The following is an 18704-nucleotide window of genomic DNA, read 5'->3' on the forward strand; positions in this document are numbered from 1 at the left end:
TAATTACTCTTTAGCGCTAAAGTGCCAACTACGAACCGATGAAATTAAAAATTCCTAGCTTTATGGCTAGCTAAGTCAAACTCAAATCTCTCATTTGGATCAGTTTCGCCATAAATATTAAAAGTCACAGTTGGTTCATCACCCACTGCTTCTACACAGTGAATTGCATCGGGAGTAAAGCTAATAATATCTCCTGGGAAGAGAGTTAGCTCTCCCGTTGCTTCAATTTTGTCCTGAAATTCTGGGCTATTGGTGCGTCGCCAAAAAGTATTTTTTTCCTGGCCTTTTAGCACCGCCACGATTCCCCACGTTCCATGATTATGAATGTTTGAACGGGTTCCCGGTGCAAAGGTTACTGTTTGCACCGTCAATGGAAAACCCAATTCATCATATAGGAGTAAAACAGAGGTTCCCGTTTTGGGCGAAGGCTCTAAATATTGACTTCGCACCCAGTAGGAATTTACAATCAAGCGCCTTACAAGCATCCGAATTTCTGGCAGACAATTGGTTTCATTGTCACTGCCATTGAGAACATCTTCCACCTCAGTTAAAAACCGATAAAGGCGGTAATTTTCTCTCAATAAATCCCAGGCTCTTACAGATTTACAGTCTTGATGCTGACCATCCCCTGTTAGCAGCCAATCCCTACCTTTCATAACTTTTAAATTGATAGTGGAGAAGATTCGATCACAATGATCGGTGAGACATTAGGAATATTACCCGCAGGAAGTTTAGTAGGTATGGTAATCACAGGAAAGATAGAGTTCCTATCAGTAGCAGATCCTAATAGAGAATAGGATTTAGTAGATAACCAATTGTTCATGATTTTCACCTTGACTTTTCATTGCTGACTAATTAATCGTCTTCTTCTGCCGGACGTGTCAAAATATCTAGCAGAATACCAGAACCAAAATCATTCTTTTCGTCTATCTGTTTGACTCTGGTGCTGATTTCTTTGGCTTGCTCAATTTTTCCTAACTTGGCTAGTACTAATCCAGAAGCAGCATAAGCATTTAAGTACAATCGAATTTGTGGGTCTTCTTTGCGATTGACTAATATCGGCTTAAGTTGCTCCCATTCATCAGGGAATTTTTCTAGTTCTTTAATTTTATCTAATAATTTGATTGTTGTTTGTAGTGCAAGAGAATAATTGTTCTTATAATAAAAAAATCTATATGCTGCTACCAATACATCTGTATTTTCACTAGTCTGTGCTAAAGCTTGTTGAATATATTTTTCTGATTCTGATGTATTCTCCCAGTTTTGTGCTGCTAAAATTAATAGATTTTTGATATCCTCTGGAACCTGGAACCATGAGAATTTGTTTGTATTAGCTTCCATATTGGGGAGGATGAGGGAGGTGAGGAGGATGAGGGGGATGAGGGAGATGAGGGAGATGAGGGAGATGAGGATGAGGGGGTTAAGCTTCTCAGGTCTGAAGACACTGAGATTTCTGAAGAGTAATGAGTAATAAGTAATGAGTAATAAGTAATGAGTAATGAGTAATAAGTAATAAGTAATAAGTAATGGTATTTACTCATTACTCATTACTTAATATAGACTCATACCCCATGCCCAATTTAAAACAAAGTGAGAACGTACACCAGGGTAAAGAGAACAATCCAAATAATGTCTACGAAGTGCCAGTAAATTTCTGCCATTTCGATGAAAGTATGATTGGTTGCAGAATATTCGCCGGGAAGACGCGATCGCCACAATACACGTAAGATCAATAACAGTCCGATAAAAACGTGCAAACCGTGGAACCCTGTCATGATATAAAAGCAGTTGGCGAAGACGTTGGTAGTCAGTCCATATCCTAATGTTGAATACTCATAAACCTGACCACCCAAGAAAATTGCCCCCATGAGTGCAGTAATTGCATACCACAGTTGCATTCCCTTGACGTTATTCTTTTTAATGGCTGTATCTCCGAAGTGAATCACAAAACTACTAGACACCAAAATAATGGTGTTAATCGTCGGCACAAGTAATTCTACTTCACTCCCTTCTGGAGGCCAAACTGCTGTAGTACCTCGGAAAAACAAGTAAGTGGCAAAAAATCCTCCAAACATCAGGGATTCAGAGGCGAGAAACGTCAACAGTCCCCAAATTCTTAAATCTGGATGTTCTTCGTGTCCTGCACTGTGATCTTCGCTCGTGGTTGTAGCTATAGTCATAGATTTTTTGACAATATTATTCGCTGCGTCTGTTGTGGAAGCTTGAATGAAGAATGAAGTCTGAAGTGGCAAAATTTTCATTCTTCATCCAAAGTCGAATGGCACTAAGTTATGATACAGCCCTTACCCTGACTGGTTCCCAGCCTGGAGGCTGAGAACCCACTCTGGAAGGCGGAGCCTCCTGTTTCTTGACCAGAGGCTCTGCCTCTGGGAATACATTCCCAGTCTTGAGACTGGGAACAAGGTTACACAAGCCTTTGGGCTTTACAAGCGTGCCATTCATCCAAAGTCCTTGTTTCACCCTACTCTTTACTTGTTCAGAAATTCTCGAAATTCCAAGTTTCAAGTTCTAAGCTCGAAGTTCCGAGTTCAGAAGCTCAAGTTCCGAGTTCCAAGCTCGAAGTTCCGAGTTCAGAAGCTCAAGTTTCGAGTTCCAAGCTCGAAGTTCCGAGTTCAGAAGCTCAAGTTTCGAGTTCCAAGCTTGAAGTTCCGAGTTCAGAAGCTCAAGTTTCGAGTTCCAAGCTTGAAGTTCCGAGTTCAGAAGCTCAAGTTTCGAGTTCCAAGCTTGAAATTCCGAGTTCTCAAATAAAATGATTAGAAATTGCAGTGGCCTTAACAAGAATAGCGGTACTCACTCTACTAACTAAGCACTAGCTTGCGGCGTTGCAGATGGCTGTACTTCAGTACTATGACCATGACCGTAGTCATAAGGGCCATGAGTCACAACCGGCAACACTTCCCAGTTTTCAATTGCGGGTGGTGAACTAGTTGTCCATTCTAAAGTCAAAGCTTGCCAAGGATTATCACCAGCCAAAGGCCCTTTCAGCCAACTGTAGATCATGTTGATGGCAAAAGGAATTACCGATATCCCCAAAACAAATGAACCAAAGGTACAAATCTGATTGAGGTCGATAAATTGGGGGTCATACATTGCCACTCGTCGCGGCATTCCTTTTAAACCCAACTCGTGCATCGGTAAAAAGGTGAGATTAGTACCGATGAAGGTGAGGGCGAAATGAACGCGTCCCCAAGTTTCATTTAGCATTCGTCCGGTCATTTTGGGGAACCAGTGATAGATGCCGGCGTAAATGCCAAACACGGAACCACCAAACAGAACGTAGTGGAAATGTCCTACTACATAATATGTGTCGTGGACGTGAACATCAAAGGGGGCTGTTCCCATCGTCACACCGCTTAAGCCGCCCATGACAAACATCGACAACAAGCCAATAGCGAAAAGCATCGCTGTGGTAAAGCGAATTTTCCCACCCCAGAGGGTAGCAACCCAGGCAAAAATCTTTACGCCCGTGGGAACTGCAACGATGAGGGTGGATATGGTGAAAAACATCCGCATCCAACCAGGTGTGCCACTGGTAAACATGTGGTGTACCCAGACGAACAAACCCACAACGCAGATGGCTACACTAGAATAAGCGATCGCTTTATAACCAAAAATCGGCTTACGGGCGTGAACTGGAATTACCTCCGACATGATGCCGAAGATGGGCAGAATCATTAAATATACTGCCGGGTGAGAATAAAACCAGAATAAGTGCTGATAAATTACAACGTTACCACCTGCATCTGGTTTAAAGAAGGAGGTGCCAAAGTTGAGGTCAAATAACAGCAGAACTAAACCGGCTGCTAATACAGGTGTGGAGAGAAGTGCCAGCAGTGAAGTTGCCAAGATTGCCCAGCAAAATAAGGGCACTTGATCCCATTTCATGCTAGGAACTTTCATCATTAAAATGGTGATCACAAAGTTCAGTGAACCCAAAATTGAAGAAGTTCCCACCAAAACGATCGCAAGTATCCACATAGTTTGAGCGATTGGTGCTGTCACCAAACTCAAAGGTGGGTAAGCTGTCCAACCAGATTGCGAACCGCCAAAAATGAAACTACCTAAAATGAGCGCACCGGCTGGGGGATTTAACCAAAAGGCGATCGCGTTTAGCTTCGGAAACGCCATATCCCTCGCACCGACCATTAACGGCACCAGATAGTTACCAAATCCCCCAATGGCGCTAGGGACAATCCACAGGAAGATCATAATCGTCCCGTGATTGGTCATGAAAGCGTTATATAGATTGGGGTCGAGTACGTCTGATTCTGGTGTTGCTAATTCGACACGGAGAGCAACAGCCATCAATCCGCCGATGAGATAGAACACAAAGGCGGTCACTAGGTATTGAATACCAATAACCTTGTGATCAACATTAAATGTAAAATAGTCTTGCCATTTCCACGCCTTTGGATGGGAGGTGTGGCCAGCCACCAGAGTTTTCGGTTTATTTTCTTCTGGTGGATTATTCCGTGGAAATTCTACCTGCGTCATATTTTTTCCCGCTATGCAAAGTCCAGGATCAAACGTCCAAAGTAATTAAATTTGGCTCTTGTACAGACGCGATTAATCGCGTCTCTCCTGACCAATGACCAATGACTCTAGAGTTGCTGCACTAATTCCCATATCATGGGTGTGAGGCGCGAGAAACTCTGATGTTGATAAGTCGGCTGGATTAATTGCAACAACTTGATTTAAGTTTTGTTGTTGAGCAATCTGGTTTTCTGTCCGCCAGCTATCATAAGCTTCTGGTGTGTGGACAATTACCTGTGTCCGCATTGAACCGTGATAACCACCGCACAATTCAGCACAAACTACGGGATATGTACCTGGTTTGGTGGCCACAAATCGTAGTTCGGTAGGGATACCGGGAAGTGCATCTTGCTTCAGGCGGAAGTTTGGCACCCAAAATGAGTGAATTACATCGTCTGCTGAAAGGTTGAGTTGCACATCAGCACCGACGGGTATGTGCAATTCCCCAGAGGTAATGCCACTATCGGGGTAATTAAATATCCAGGCGTACTGTATGCCTTTGACATCAACAACTAAATCGGCTGGTTTGTTAAGGGTTTCAGGAGACGCGCCGATCCCAATTGTTGGGGCAATTGTCGGGGCAGTTGTTGCTTCAGTATCGCTTAATGTAGCGGCAATCGCACTCCCCGGCTGATGAGCAACATGAGCTGCTGAATGAGGATGACCGGCAGGCTCAAAACCGCCCATTTGGTTAAAAACATCTACACTGTAGATGCCCAAGCCGAGAACAATCACTGTTGGGATTGCTGTCCAGAAGATTTCTAAGGGAACGTTACCTTCTATTGGTAAACCATCAGTATCATCACCGCGACGGCGACGAAACTTAACCAAAAAAATCAGAATAGTTCCTTCTACCACCAAGAAGAGTGCGATCGCAATGGTAAACATGACGTTAAAAAAACCGTCTACCAAAGGCGCTTGTAGCGATGCTTGCACCGGCATCAGAGTATGGTTTTGACCGATCCAAATGCTGATTGCTGTAACTACTACCCCAGCAACCAGAGTCCATAGTGAAACAGGAATTTGTTGCATATATGCTACCTGCTTTGTAAACCGTCTTTAGAGGTGTTCTTTTCTGAGTTTTAGGAATTGGGCACTGAGCATATTATTTATTCCCCATACTTCGACTTCTTTCGACTTCGCTCAAGGCAAGTCGCTCAGTACAAGTTCCCCATTCCCTATTCCCCATTCCCTTTTCACTTATTAACTTTCTAACGTGCAGCCATAAAAAAAGGGGGAAACTTCCAGATTTTTTCCATATCTTTCCCCCAAAAAGTTACAAATTATATTCCAACTCATACCACAAAGTTAGCCCCCTGCTTTCAGAAAAGCTAGTTGTTCCAAGGGGCACTGTCAGACCTAATATTGATTAGGCTATATTAGCAGCAAGTTTAAATTTGTTAATAGCGAACAATTTACGATTTACGGATTTGTTTACTGCGAACTTTTTATTAATTCCAGTAAATATTTAGTATTCCCCTCAAGTTACCTTGCCTAGCGCATTGGCGCTGATTAAAAACAGTGCCTCCTGGAATGAACAACAATTTTGACTAACTCTAAAAACCTTAATTATTTAATGCAACATGGGTGTAGCAGTTCTTAGGACAAATCCGGGAACAAGCTTCACAACCAATACAGTTATCTGGAGAAGTAACTGCCATTACTTTCCGTTCAATTTCTTCATCATCTTCATCTTCTACAAATTCGCCTTCTTCATTGAGCGCCTTCAAACCTAGCACGTTGTAACCGCATACTTTAACGCATCTGCCACAGCCGATACATTTATCTTTGTCGATTTCCTGAGCGAATTTTGGTGTCCAAGCCTTACCGCCAAATGTCAAACCTGTTAGTTGTGCCATGAATAAATCCTCGGCAATTTTGCCTGTAAATCTGTTTGTGCATTAATCATCATATTATCCTAATCTTTTATTCTTTTGTATTCAAAAGTTACTTTTATCTCATCAAATTTCGATGACTTTGAACACAATGCTAAATTGTTTTTCATTTCATTTTATCGATGAAAATTATTGCCAATTATTCTTATGAATCTTTAGCATTCCTGGTTCCTATGCAGAGTATAAAGTACATATAGCGGTTCCCATTCAGATGCGGTACAACATTACATAACGAGGTGTAGGGGCACGGCATTGCCGTGCCCCTACGGGTGTAAGTAGGTGGGCGCTAAAAAACACAACTAGATTAAGAAATGTAAATCCCTTAAAAGCTTACATTCAAAGCGTTTCTGGTGCTTTACATAAGTTTACGTAGTTCGGTTTAATTGTGCCTACCTACTTAACTGCCGATTTAACTATTACTTCCAGGAAATGCAACTATATTTATCAGAGTAATGATATTCTTTTTCAAATATTTTTAAACTTAAACAAATAAATATAGATAAAAAGTATACATATATACAAAATTAAATGTTCATTAATTACATTTTGATATATGCAATATGTATTTTACAAAGCAACAATTTCTAATTTAGTTTGGTTTAACTATTTAGAGAAATGATGACAAAACAAATATTAGTTTTTAAATTAAAAAACATAATTAATTTATGAAGTAACTGTAAAGTTCATGGCAGAATATGATCATGCATTAAATATAAAAATTATTAATAAATCCGATAAAGTCCAAGACCAGTAGGCTTAAATAGTTTGCCAACACACTTTGAGTCAGGTTTTATGGTCAAAGTTAAAATGTTCATTAAGTACGTAGTTAAATAAATGCTAAGTTTTTTTCCTAAGCTCAATCCGAACAAATTAATTAGTTTTTTCATGAAATTTATAGTTAATACGAAGTTTTTTTAGACTCAGTTTTAAAGTCTTAAATAGCTTCCAATTGGATGCAAAGTCAAAGTATGGATGTAGGGAATGAGTGTGGTGAGAAAAGATTATTCTCGCCATAAAGATAATGTGGTAGCGAGTCGTGAATAAACAGGACTCATCCAGGGGAGACCTGAGACAGACATCTCAACGATTAGAGTGGGAAAAGAGCCTTATGCCTTATACAATTCCTAACAACAGTTGCGTTGGATGTGACAACTGCCGCCCTCAATGTCCTACGGGTGCAATCAGAATAGAGAACAATGAATATTGGATTGATCCTGGTCTTTGTAATAATTGTGAGGGCTATTATTCAGAACCGCAATGTGTAATAGCTTGTCCAATAAATTCTCCCATTCCTTGGCAGGCGAAAAAGGGGAGATGCAAAGTTGAACCGAGAGATGCTAGCAGTTTAGACTTGTTTTCTAATGGCAAGAATAACCCATTTGCTTCTGCGATCGCAATTTGGGAAGCTTGTAATGTCCTAGCACAACGCACATCTCTACATTGGGAAACCGATGAAGAAGGCTACATCAGTTACAGCCGACAAGTCAACCAAGGGCGAGGTGCGATCGCTTTTCACATCCAAGATCCCTTCAAAGTTAACGACAAGGCCACAGATATCGCCGCAATTGAGGGTCTTGACATTAGAGCCTCTTGTATGCATCTAATTTTTGCAGCTTATGCCACAGCCTTAGATCAACCTTGGGAACAAGAATTTGCGATCGATGAGCGACAAATTGAGAAATATTTGGGGATGGAGAAACGCAAAGATTTGAGCAAAGCTGCCAAGCTAGCTTTAATGAAAAACATTGTTCAGCAAGCTTGCTCTCTGATTATCTCCATTGACTGGCCTCAACAAGGTCGAATTAACGGATTCTCTGTTGTCGGAAGCCGCTTATGGCACTTAGTAGACATTCAGCACCACTTTCAAGAAGACAATCTCGGATGCAAATATCTGATTGGGCTAACTTTTAAAGTAAAAGCAGGTATTTGGGCACAATATTTCTTAAACAAACAAGCGTGTAAAGAGCGAACCGCATTCTATCAATACGGCAGTCTTCCCAAAACGCTGTTAACTACAGTCATGAGTATTTGGCAGCAACATGAAGGCGCAGTCCGATTAATGCTGTGGTTGCTGTTTAAAACTAAAATGGGCAAAGAACAACGCATCACCATTCCTACCTTGCTGCGTATTGCTTACGGTGAGGAAAAAGTTGCCCTTGCATCCAGACAACGGGAAGAACGCAAACGTCTACTGCGAACCTTTGAAAGCGATTTGGAAATTCTCAATCACTATGGAATGAAGCCACTTTTCGATCCAGTTACTTACCCACCAGAAATTCAACCTTTGTGGGCAAAATTAGTTGATCTTCCTGAAGATCCAGATGAAGCATTAGAATTTTGGACTAATGACGGTGGTGCTGAAACTCGCCTCACAGACACAGGCCCCCGTGGTAAATGGAATCTGCTAATGAATGCGCGGATTTTGGCTTTTGAACTCCCACCAGAATGGGAACAGCAAATTTCAGAATCAGAAAAAAAGAAAACAAGAACTGCCAAAGCCAAAAGGAAGCCCAAAGCTACAAACGATTTATTGGGTGAACAGATTTTGGAAGCGCGAAAAAATTTGAATCTTTCCCAAAGAGAATTGGCAAAACTTACAGGTAAAAGCCAAAGCTGGATTAGAGATATCGAAAATGGTCGTTTAAAAGCCAAATTAGAAGACCAAATACTTTTAAGAAAAGTCTTAAATATGACTTAATCTTGATTCGGAATTTAAACGCAGAGGGAAACGCAAAGGTACGCAGAGATTTTATTAAGGGAACTCCAAGAAATAAATTATCCAATATTGTGGGGTGGGCAACATGAGCGCCATGTTAACAATTCAAAATTCAAAATTCAAAATTAAAGACATTTCAGACTTGTGGAGTGCGGTCTTGGGGTCTCCCCCGCCGTAGGATGCGCGTTCGCAAAGCGTCTCGAAGAGAAGCGCTGTAGAGGAGCAACTCCGGGGGATTTAAACCCCGATGGTTCCTGAGCGTAGCCGTTGGCGCAGCCTCTCGTAGAGAAGGACTGAAATGGCTGCTACATATAGATTGCAGGTTCTTAAACCCTTTAATTTACGATAAACTGGGCGGGCGAGACATCCACCCCACAAGAATTAATTGGATATTTTTTTATTTGGAAGTCCTTAAGAATTTGTGCAGCGTTATACTAAATACAGCAATACTTCGCGTACCTATGCGCTTCCCTTTGCGTGACGGCAGTCGCTACAACGGGGGGAACCCCCGCAACGCGCTGCCTCCCCTCTGCGTTGAAAAACTCTTACCTTTTACGTACTATAACTCATTATCTTACTAGAAGTAATCCAAAGACTACCCACAGCATATTTAGTAACTACCAACTCTCGCGTAGCATTGCATGAACTCTTTAGTTGTTGAGTCTTGGTTTCATCTTTCACAAGTTTAGCCTGGTAAGTGTAGAGAGAACCAGAAGGTTGTTCAAAACTTAGTTCAGCCAGGATAGTATTATTGTCTAAACTTTGCTCTAAAATTTTTCCTGCAACTTTGTAGTTAAACCAATCCCATCCTTTAGAGAGAATTAGTTCTCTTTCCAAAACCTGAAGTGTAGCAGGCAAAATTCCCCAGCCTCGATAGACTTGATATAAGCATTGAATATCGCCAGTACGAGTTAAAATTGCTCTAAATGAATCTTGATCAAGACGACCGTAGTATCTTCCTTCTGGCAAGTCTATGACTGTTGGTGCAAACCGATGTCCCCCAAAGTGCGATGATTTCCAAATTCGCACATTATCTAAGCCCAAATCAGCATTACTCGCTGTAACATGGAAGTAAAAAGGAGCGCCATATCTTGCACAACACTTATCATGGCTACCGTGGGTACAAATTAAAATATCTCTAGTTGTACTAGCTTCTACCTCAGAATTAGAACTGATACCCCAGATCCATTTTTGGACTACTGCTGCTACTTGCTCAATATTTGCTAGCTTAAATTCTTGCTTATGGTATCCATTACTTAGTCCCTCTTCTTTTTGATAAATCAAAAGTGTAGTATGATTTACTTTATGTGATACATCATTAGCAATTAAGAGGAATCTAATGGGTAGATTAGCACGCTTCACTTCCTCTACCAAAATCCTCAAATTCTGGGGCACCCATTTAGAATTAAAGGCTTCTGATGTCCAAGGTAAAGGACACTCAACTAAAATATAAGTTTGATAATTGGTGGCGCTACCAATAACATCTTCTCCTACTTGCCGTGAATCATCAGAACAAAAAAAAGTATTCATCTCGCTGTACTCATTAGCGTATTTTATGGACAAAAGGTATTACAAAATACAATTGTGTTCTTAGCTACAAATCCTTGGCTAAAGGAGATAAAAAAGAACAATATTCATTTCCCAGCTAAAACTAGGTAGCCACTTTAATAACATCATTATTGATCGAGGTCTTTCCGGTTAATAAATTCTCCACAATAGAGATAAATAGTGTCAAGAGATATTTTTCCGTATGAGTGGCGTTAATTTTGTATCTAGTTTTATTGTTATCAGGTATTCCATAAATTTTCACTTACTGAAACTCGGTTTTTCTGAACTTGGTTTCTTTGCTAAAATAAAATAGATTAAACCTGCTACATAGACGGAAAGCAACTTGGAGAGCTAGGGATGATTAACTTGCTTACAATATTGATGTAGCTGATACTACAATCAAAAATATTCCTAGCAGCAACTTAGTTATTTAAAGTTTTGCTGAAATTATCTGCATAGCTACTTATAGATCCTGTTTTTACACATAAAGATATAATTCTGTGCCGCTCTTCTGAGAAACATATTCCTAAAGATAGATGCGGAAACATTTAATCAACAGGTGTTGCTTTGGTAAGCCAATAATGTTTTAAGACTTATTCCACACTATCTGCTTTTAATGTATCTATCGATCTATCTGTATTGAAAATAATTCTCAATTAGCTGAGAAAAAATAAAAACAACGAAATAAGGGGGAAATGCTTTATTGCCCCGTAAAATCTATTTGCGATAAATTAATAATCAAAACTAGTGATTAATTATTAGCAGCCTCACTGATATCAACATTAACAAACCTGGTATTTAGCGTTTTACCTCATCTAACTTTCTGAAGTTGATGTCAGGGTTTGATGATAGGTATCTGCTTTGACTGTAACTGAAGTCAATAATAAATGCAAGTATTTAAGAATCTTTATAACTTCTTTACATCTAAAACGTTGGTTAAATCAAGGTAACAGGCATTTCATAGTGGAAATAGCTCACTAAGGGACTTCCAAATAAATAAATGTCCCAAAATTGACCAAAGACCCTCTCTATTTCTCCTTTCTCTGTGTTCTCTGTGTCTCTGTGGTTCGTTTATTTGGATAATTTATTTCTTGGAAGTCCCTAAAACAAGCATTGATAATTTCAATACAATAGATACAATTTTGCAATTGTGACAAATTGTTGCTATGAAGGGGCACTTAATAATCTAAATATCTGTAGCTATGGCGATCGCATATTTCTACTTCCATACAAAATTGAAGTTGTTTCAACTAACTGGCGAGATGATTACTACAATAAATTTAGAGATTATGAGGAAATGGGCATTCCTGAATATTGGATTGCTGATTATGCTGCATTGGGTGCAAGAAAGTTCATCGGCAATCCTAAGCAACCCACTATTTTTGTATGCGAATTAGTTGATGATGAATATCAAATGACACCTTTTCAAGGCAACAGTGTAATTTCATCACCTAGCTTTCCTCAATACTGTTTAGTTAGCGCCAAAAAAATTGAAAATTGTAGGTTGGGTTGGGTTCTTCAACCCAACCTACAATTTTCCACAAAGCCAAGCGTATTGAGCCATTATTGATCAACTACGAGAAAATGTGCGATCGCACCTTACTTGATCATGCCAATTATTTAACCAGCTGAAATATTGCCACTAATTATTTGACTACCCCCGATTCTTGGATCTTCATCTTGGCGATTCAAATCATCAGGAGTGGGGTTTTGCTTACTCTCTCCAGTTACTTCTTCTGGTTCAATGGGATCTGCCTCTTGAGCTTTATCGATATCAATAGAGCGAGGAGGTTGTTTGGCGTAAGATAAATCGATGAGTGGATTGGGTTGATCGGGAGTCATAAGTTACCAAATTATTATTTATGCCCTTTTCTTTAGTGTTGAATTTATTTTGCTTGTAAACATCTTTCTTGAGAAATAAACCAGATATTGTAATAATTCAAAAGAGGTATAAAAAACCATGACATTAATTTTAGCTCTCGATTTTGGCGGAACTAAGCTCGCGGCAGCAACTGTAAATGCTGGTTCTAGAACGTGGTTGCATTATGAACGTCGTCTCTCACCAGCGAATGCAGATGCTAACACTGACTTGGAAATAATGCGATCGCTAATTTACTCGCTGCTGCAAGACACAAAACCTGCTGCGATCGGTGTCAGCTTTGGGGGTCCAGTTGACGCTTCTACAGGGACGGTGCGACTATCTCATCATGTCGCTGGATGGGAAAACATTCCTCTCAAAGGGTTGCTAGAGGAGGAATTTGGCGTGAGTGTTGGTGTAGATAATGATGCCAATATTGCTGCTTTGGGTGAACATCGCTTTGGTGCTGGACAGGGATACGATAGCCTATTTTACATTACTGTCAGTACTGGCGTGGGTGGTGGTTGGATACTCAACGGCCAGCCTTGGCGGGGTGCTGGTGGGATGGCTGGCGAAATTGGACATATAGTTGTCGATCCTGCCGGCCCACTTTGTTTGTGTGGTAAGCGGGGATGTGTGGAACGTTTGGCTTCAGGGCCTTATATGGCGCAAAATGTTAGGGAAATTTTGGAGAACGAACCACAGAGGCGCGGAGGACTCAGAGATGGAGAGATTTTGAGGGGTTTGGTGGGGGATGATTTAACGTTGCTGACGGGGCAGTTGGTAAGTGAGGCGGCTGCTGCTGGGGATGATTTGGCTAAGGAAGTTTTGCATAAGGCTGCTTGGGCGCTGGGTGTGGGTATTGGCAATGTGGCGAATTTGATGAATCCGCAGCGCTTTGTGTTGGGAGGTGGTGTGACGAAGGCGGGGGAGAATTTTTGGCGGGTGGTGCGTCAGGTGGCGCGGGAGACGGCTTTACCGGAGGTTGATTTTGAAATTGTGCCGGCGGTTCTGGGGGATGATGCGCCATTGTGGGGCGGTGTGGCGATCGCTTCTATGACAAATCCCGAATTTATAAATGAGTGAGGCGTGGAGCGAAATGCAAACAGAATTAGTTATTTTTGACTGTGATGGAGTGTTAGTAGACAGCGAGGGATTAGGCAATCGCGTTCTTGTGGAATTTATCGCTGAGTTTGGACTTGCAATGAAACTTGAAGAAGCCATTTTGTTATTTAAGGGTTGCAAAATGGCTGATTGTGTTGCTGTAATTGAGCAAAGACTTGGGAAAAAGATGCCGCAAGATTTTGTAACTCAGCTTCGTACCCGTACTGCTGAGGCATTCGAGCGTGAACTACGTCCTGTAGAAGGAATAGAAGCAGCTTTAGACAAGATTAATCTACCTATTTGCGTTGCTTCCAGTGGCCCACCGGAAAAAATTAAGTTAGCTTTGCGTGTAACTAACCTATTGCCTCGATTTGAAGGACGTATCTTTAGCTCATATCAAATTCAAAGTTGGAAGCCAGCACCGGACTTATTCTTATATGCGGCTAAAAATATGGGAATTAAAGCTGCATCCTGTACAGTTGTAGAAGATAGCGTTTTGGGTGTAAGTGCAGGTGTTGCTGCTGGGATGAAAGTTTTAGGTTACACCGAGCAAAGTGAGGCTGCTCTACTTGAGGCATCTGGGGCGCGTGTCTTTTACTCTATGTACCAACTGCCTTCTTTGTTATCATACCATTAGACTTATAATTCTGAGTTTCATGTAAAAACTAACAATCTCAGCTATATTGAAATATTTTCTTTCATTTAAACCTACTATTTACTACTGTTGAATATTTTGACGAAACTCTCTAATACCTTCCAAGGGAGACGATAACAAAACACAACGATTGAGCAGGGATAAATCTAATTGTGCTAATAGCTCACTTTTAACAAGTTTCTCATATTCTTGTTCTCGTAAGCAGTAAACTTCAATTGTGCCATCTTCCCAAAACCAAACTTCCGGGATTCCCATTAATTTGTACTTCTGTAATTTTATGGGACTACCACTAGTAATCACTACCTCAATGCAGAGGTCTGCTACAGGTTTGTCGTTTCCAAAGCAATAAGATAAGTCAGCTTGATACTCTACTATTTTGGGAATAATCTGGCTAAAACTGCCACTGGGAAAAAATTCAATGCCTTTGACTTCAAAATAAGTAATCAATAGTCCAGCGATTAAACACTTAATCACTTCATGCGGCTTACCAATACTCACAATTTCTAAAATTCCCTCACAATAAAACAGCCGCACACCTGGCACATTTTCAAAGCTGGCTTGAATTGCTTTAAACTGTTCCCAACTTAACCCATCTCGAAAGAATCGTTGTTCTTCTGGTAAGTTAACAGTATTTTCTAATGTTTGAGTCATAATATTTTTTACTCTCCCGATTATTAGTCACGAAATTCATCTGATTTCCATCTTAAGTCAAAACCAAATTATCTCGGTGAATCACGGTTTCTGCACCGGCGTAGCCTAAAATTGTAGAAATTTCTCGTGAATGACACCCACGAATCTTTTGCAGTTCATTGCTGTTGTAATTCACCAGTCCTCTGGCAATTTCATTACCATTGGTGTCACACAATTGCACAGCTTCTTGTGTGTCAAACTCTCCTTCTACTAACTTAATTCCAGCCGCTAATAACGATTTTCCTGCTAGAGAAATTGCCGCGATCGCACCTTCATCTAAATACAATTTACCCGCAGGTAAAAGTCCGTAAGCTATCCAACGTTTACGCGCCGAAGTTGGTTCTGGTTGCGGTTCAAAATGCGTCCCAATCAGTTCACCTTGGATAATTTTTTCGATATTCCGGGGAAATCGCCCTTGGGTAATTACAGTCCGCACTCCCGCCGCGATCGCAATCCTCGCAGCCGAAATTTTTGTCGTCATTCCACCAGTACCCCACTGGGAACCTTGGGAACTTGTTTGTATCTGTAATTCTGTTAATTCTTTAATGCTACTAACTAATGCGATCGGTCGCGCATCTGGTACAGAACGCGGATCGGCTGAGTACAACCTATCAACATCGGTAAGCAAAAATAGCCAATCTGCTTCTACTAAGCTGGCAACTAATGCCGAAAGGGTGTCATTATCACCAAATTTTAGTTCGTCTATTGCTACGGTATCATTTTCATTGACTATGGGGATCACTCCCAGTCCCAGTAGTTCTTGAAAAGTGTTGTAAGCGTTGAGATAGCGGCTACGCTGTACTAAGTCACTGCGAGTTAATAATACTTGAGCGATCGCCTGTTGCAAGGTAGTAAATAAATCATCGTATATCCGAATTAACCTGCCTTGTCCAACTGCTGCTACAGCCTGTTTCAGTGCGATCGCTTTGGGACGTTCAGTTAAACCCAACCGCGCACAACCTACCCCCACAGCCCCAGAGGAAACCAAAATTACCCGATGTCCTTGGTGTCTTAAATGGCAGAGTGTTTCCGCTAAAGTAGCGATGGTAGAAAGTGCTAATTGTCCCGTTTCTGGTTGGGTTAGGCTAGAAGTACCGATTTTGACAACAATTGTTAATGACATCTTTCAATTTTAGATTTTAGATTTTAGATTTTAGATTTCAGATTAGACATCTTGTATGAGTTTTTTAGACCTCTACCCTAAAGCACAAGCCAGATAAACAGACTAAAGCCAATGGAAACAAGCTTTTAGGCTTTAAATCTACCCACATTAGATTTAATCCAAAATCTGAAATCCAAAATTGTAAAGCGCCAATCCCTCTATAGTGAAGGCTGACGCTTTACGGAAGTATATTTACTTAGTATGAGTTAAGGTCTTTTTTGGCTGACCCCATGTTATTAATACTTATGATCCCCGATTTTTAGATTCAAGTAAGATTCCTTAATGATTTCTTTAGATTTACTTTCCTGACGATTTCTCAACTTTTGTGAATCTTCTTTTTCTTGGGGGTAATAGAGGCTCCCAGAATCTCAGATATCCAAACTTCAAAGTTGCGGATGGGATGAGAGCGCAGAGCCGCGTCTGCATGGACAATCGGTTCAACTAAAATTGTAAACATTCCCAGGCGATTACCTGCTATGACATCGGTAAACAAGCGATCGCCTACCATCCCCACTTGATGCACTGGTAGATCCATTGTCCTCACTGCTGCCCTAATTTTGCGGCGGGAAGGCTTGGCTGCACCCAAATAGTAAGGTAGATTGAGCGATCGCGCAATTCCACCAATTCGCGCTTCACTCAGGTTGTTACTCACCAAGCACAGTGCAGTACAGGTGCGAATTTGCTCCACCCACTCTCGTAGTTCTGGGGAAGCCATCCCCACTGTAAAGGGTACCAAAGTTTCATCTACATCCAATACCAGCCCCTTCAGCCCGTATTGTTGGATAATATCTGGTGTTAGCTTCAATACTGAACCTTCTAAAATCAAGTCAGGTTGCAAAAGATTGTTCCAGGCCATAGTCACCAGTCAAATTTAAATTGCTCTAGACAAATGAGCATAACCCAATATAGTTTAGTTAGTCGAACTCCATCCTGGCATATCTCCCTGAACACTTTGAGATAAAATCCCTAAAATCTTATCTATCTCTTTGATGTAATAATTACTCAAATCAATAAATATATCGTTTTCTTCTAACTTCAAAAACTTCCAAATATCACCCGTTGTTACCGCGCCGTAAATTTTTCTGATTTCATTTCCTTCTTGTTGATTAAACAATTGTGCTGCCAACATTGCGGCAGCACATTGACCTAATCCACCTTTAATATTTTCATTTTTGGCTTCAATAATAACCACCACAGGCACATTAATTGTTAGTTGCTCTTTAGAACGACTGATGATAAAGTCACAGTATCCATTCAGACCATTTTCTGGATCTACATTAAAATCTGTTCCCGAAAATAAACTAATTGGATAATTAGCCCTGCGTCTTACTTCCAATAATATCGGAGTGATAATCATTTCTGAACGGGCTTTTTCAGTATTAATTGCTAAAGCCAGTTCTGTAGTTTCTTCTAAAGAATTTTTGAGTTGATCACTTGCCTGTAAAGGTTTTATGTCGCCGCATAAATCAGTTTCTTCATCAATGCGGATGCTGAATGACTTTTTAAATTTACTTAATGTAAAGTCGCTATAAGCCATTTTCAGCACTTCATACTGATTTTGGATTTTGGAATTTTAGATTGAAAATCTCTACAAACTAAAATGCTTTTTACAGGATTTTAAACAAAACTAAGCTAAAAAACATCTAATTTGCATATTAAAATTTTCTCAACATCTTGTGGGGTGGGCATCTTGCCCGCCTTGATTATGCAAATTAAATGCCGATTAGCTTAATTGTCACAATTTAGTGTTTCATTGCTTTTTCATTTAATGAGACATGGTAAAACTTTAAGTAGATTGTGCTGAAAATGAAAATTCCTAATTAAAAAATTCAAAATGAAAATATAACATTTTGAATTTTTAATCTTATTCAACTTCATTAAAAAGATGTTCTTCTAACAGAGGTTGCACTTCCCGAAACTCCTCTGGAGAGAGTAGTTGCGGTTCACCTGTTTTCGCTATTCGGGCAAAAAACAATAGGGGATCGAGGGGTGTATAAATTGCATACTCCTGATCTTCATCATAGAAGCTAGCGAGTAACTGTAATTGCTCAGGCTCTAAATCTGCTTCTTCATCTTCGATTTCTAAGGTGAAGAGTTCTGATTCATCAACTGGCGGTAAATCACCTTCAACAGTCAAAGCATAAGCTGTATTCTTCAAGATCAGGTTCTGCTCAGATAGTACAGCTTGGGCATTAGCAAAAATTTGCTCAATGATGGCGTCATCTTCTACCAGAACTGCTTCTTCTTCCTCACCGTCACCTTCCCAAGAAAAAATTTCTACAGGTGAGTCTACAGGAAGAAGTAAAACGTATTCTTGCTCATCAACCTCAAGGCGATGCTCTACGTAACAGTCGAGCGATCGCCCTTTTTCATCGGTTAAAGTGATGGAACCCGCATGAGCGTTATCATTTTCTTCAGGAAATGGAGAGGAAAACATAGCCGAAATGTAGAAATTTAATAAATACCAGCAACTTGGAAAATCGCTTAACTATATTAATGACATACTATGTCAACCAAATAGC

17 protein-coding genes and 1 pseudogene are annotated in these 18704 nt (G+C 40.4%); 4 read left to right on the forward strand and 14 right to left on the reverse strand.

Annotation, left to right across the window (positions count from 1 at the left end):
* Positions 1 to 44 precede the first annotated feature (44 nt).
* From V7K50_RS02475 to fdxB, 7 genes are all read right to left on the reverse strand, one after another.
* Positions 45 to 656: a cupin gene (locus tag V7K50_RS02475; RefSeq protein WP_334956917.1), complete on the reverse strand. Its 612-nt coding sequence runs from the start codon at positions 654 to 656 to the stop codon at positions 45 to 47.
* 5 nt (positions 657 to 661) lie between these two features.
* On the reverse strand, positions 662 to 823 hold the full coding sequence (locus V7K50_RS02480) for a hypothetical protein (protein ID WP_334956918.1): 162 nt from the start codon (positions 821 to 823) through the stop codon (positions 662 to 664).
* A gap of 32 nt (positions 824 to 855) precedes the next feature.
* The gene (locus tag V7K50_RS02485; RefSeq protein ID WP_334956920.1) at positions 856 to 1341 is read right to left on the reverse strand and encodes a hypothetical protein; all 486 of its coding nucleotides are present in this window, start codon (positions 1339 to 1341) and stop codon (positions 856 to 858) included.
* A 239-nt stretch (positions 1342 to 1580) separates the two neighbouring features.
* Entirely contained in the window at positions 1581 to 2180 is a 600-nt protein-coding gene (locus V7K50_RS02490) for a cytochrome c oxidase subunit 3 (protein WP_334957265.1), read from the reverse strand.
* A gap of 643 nt (positions 2181 to 2823) precedes the next feature.
* A complete protein-coding gene (ctaD, locus tag V7K50_RS02495; protein WP_334956922.1) occupies positions 2824 to 4515 on the reverse strand; it encodes a cytochrome c oxidase subunit I in 1692 nt (563 codons plus the stop codon).
* Positions 4516 to 4587: 72 nt separating this feature from the next.
* Positions 4588 to 5586: a cytochrome c oxidase subunit II gene (locus V7K50_RS02500; protein WP_334956924.1), complete on the reverse strand. Its 999-nt coding sequence runs from the start codon at positions 5584 to 5586 to the stop codon at positions 4588 to 4590.
* Positions 5587 to 6119: 533 nt separating this feature from the next.
* Complete coding sequence (gene fdxB, locus V7K50_RS02505) at positions 6120 to 6413, reverse strand: ferredoxin III, nif-specific (protein WP_334956926.1); 294 nt, start codon at positions 6411 to 6413, stop codon at positions 6120 to 6122.
* A gap of 1144 nt (positions 6414 to 7557) precedes the next feature.
* Between fdxB and V7K50_RS02510 the strand changes: the two genes are divergently transcribed.
* Positions 7558 to 9147, forward strand: coding sequence for a helix-turn-helix domain-containing protein (locus V7K50_RS02510; protein ID WP_334956928.1), 1590 nt, complete (start codon positions 7558 to 7560; stop codon positions 9145 to 9147).
* A 570-nt stretch (positions 9148 to 9717) separates the two neighbouring features.
* Here the strand turns inward: V7K50_RS02510 and V7K50_RS02515 are convergent.
* The gene (locus V7K50_RS02515) at positions 9718 to 10695 is read right to left on the reverse strand and encodes a sucrase ferredoxin (RefSeq protein ID WP_334956930.1); all 978 of its coding nucleotides are present in this window, start codon (positions 10693 to 10695) and stop codon (positions 9718 to 9720) included.
* Positions 10696 to 11935: 1240 nt separating this feature from the next.
* Between V7K50_RS02515 and V7K50_RS02520 the strand changes: the two are divergent.
* Positions 11936 to 12193, forward strand: a pseudogene (locus V7K50_RS02520) (Uma2 family endonuclease); the annotation flags it as partial.
* Positions 12194 to 12333: 140 nt separating this feature from the next.
* On the opposite strand, the gene V7K50_RS02525 reads toward V7K50_RS02520, so the two are convergent.
* Positions 12334 to 12555 (reverse strand): hypothetical protein, encoded by a 222-nt coding sequence (locus V7K50_RS02525; protein WP_334956932.1) that lies wholly within the window; start codon positions 12553 to 12555, stop codon positions 12334 to 12336.
* A 118-nt stretch (positions 12556 to 12673) separates the two neighbouring features.
* Between V7K50_RS02525 and V7K50_RS02530 the strand changes: the two genes are divergently transcribed.
* Together V7K50_RS02530 and V7K50_RS02535 are read left to right on the forward strand one after the other, a co-directional pair.
* The gene (locus V7K50_RS02530; RefSeq protein ID WP_334956934.1) at positions 12674 to 13657 is read left to right on the forward strand and encodes an ROK family protein; all 984 of its coding nucleotides are present in this window, start codon (positions 12674 to 12676) and stop codon (positions 13655 to 13657) included.
* A complete protein-coding gene (locus tag V7K50_RS02535; protein WP_334956936.1) occupies positions 13650 to 14312 on the forward strand; it encodes an HAD family hydrolase in 663 nt (220 codons plus the stop codon). The genes V7K50_RS02530 and V7K50_RS02535 overlap by 8 nt, the downstream gene beginning before the upstream one ends.
* Positions 14313 to 14393: 81 nt before the next feature.
* Here the strand turns inward: V7K50_RS02535 and V7K50_RS02540 are convergent, their stop codons facing one another.
* From V7K50_RS02540 to V7K50_RS02560, 5 genes are all read right to left on the reverse strand, one after another.
* Positions 14394 to 14981 carry a Uma2 family endonuclease gene (locus V7K50_RS02540; protein WP_334956938.1) on the reverse strand — a complete coding sequence of 196 codons (588 nt, stop codon included), beginning with the start codon at positions 14979 to 14981 and terminating at the stop codon, positions 14394 to 14396.
* Between the two features lie 52 nt (positions 14982 to 15033).
* Complete coding sequence (gene proB, locus V7K50_RS02545) at positions 15034 to 16143, reverse strand: glutamate 5-kinase (protein ID WP_334956940.1); 1110 nt, start codon at positions 16141 to 16143, stop codon at positions 15034 to 15036.
* Between the two features lie 355 nt (positions 16144 to 16498).
* On the reverse strand, positions 16499 to 17038 hold the full coding sequence (locus tag V7K50_RS02550) for a YqeG family HAD IIIA-type phosphatase (RefSeq protein ID WP_334957267.1): 540 nt from the start codon (positions 17036 to 17038) through the stop codon (positions 16499 to 16501).
* Positions 17039 to 17092: 54 nt separating this feature from the next.
* The gene (locus V7K50_RS02555) at positions 17093 to 17719 is read right to left on the reverse strand and encodes a hypothetical protein (RefSeq protein WP_334956942.1); all 627 of its coding nucleotides are present in this window, start codon (positions 17717 to 17719) and stop codon (positions 17093 to 17095) included.
* Positions 17720 to 18046: 327 nt separating this feature from the next.
* On the reverse strand, positions 18047 to 18619 hold the full coding sequence (locus tag V7K50_RS02560; RefSeq protein WP_334956944.1) for a DUF3727 domain-containing protein: 573 nt from the start codon (positions 18617 to 18619) through the stop codon (positions 18047 to 18049).
* Positions 18620 to 18704: the final 85 nt, after the last annotated feature.

The sequence above is a fragment of the Nostoc sp. genome, assembly GCF_036917135.1.
Lineage (GTDB): Bacteria > Cyanobacteriota > Cyanobacteriia > Cyanobacteriales > Nostocaceae > Nostoc.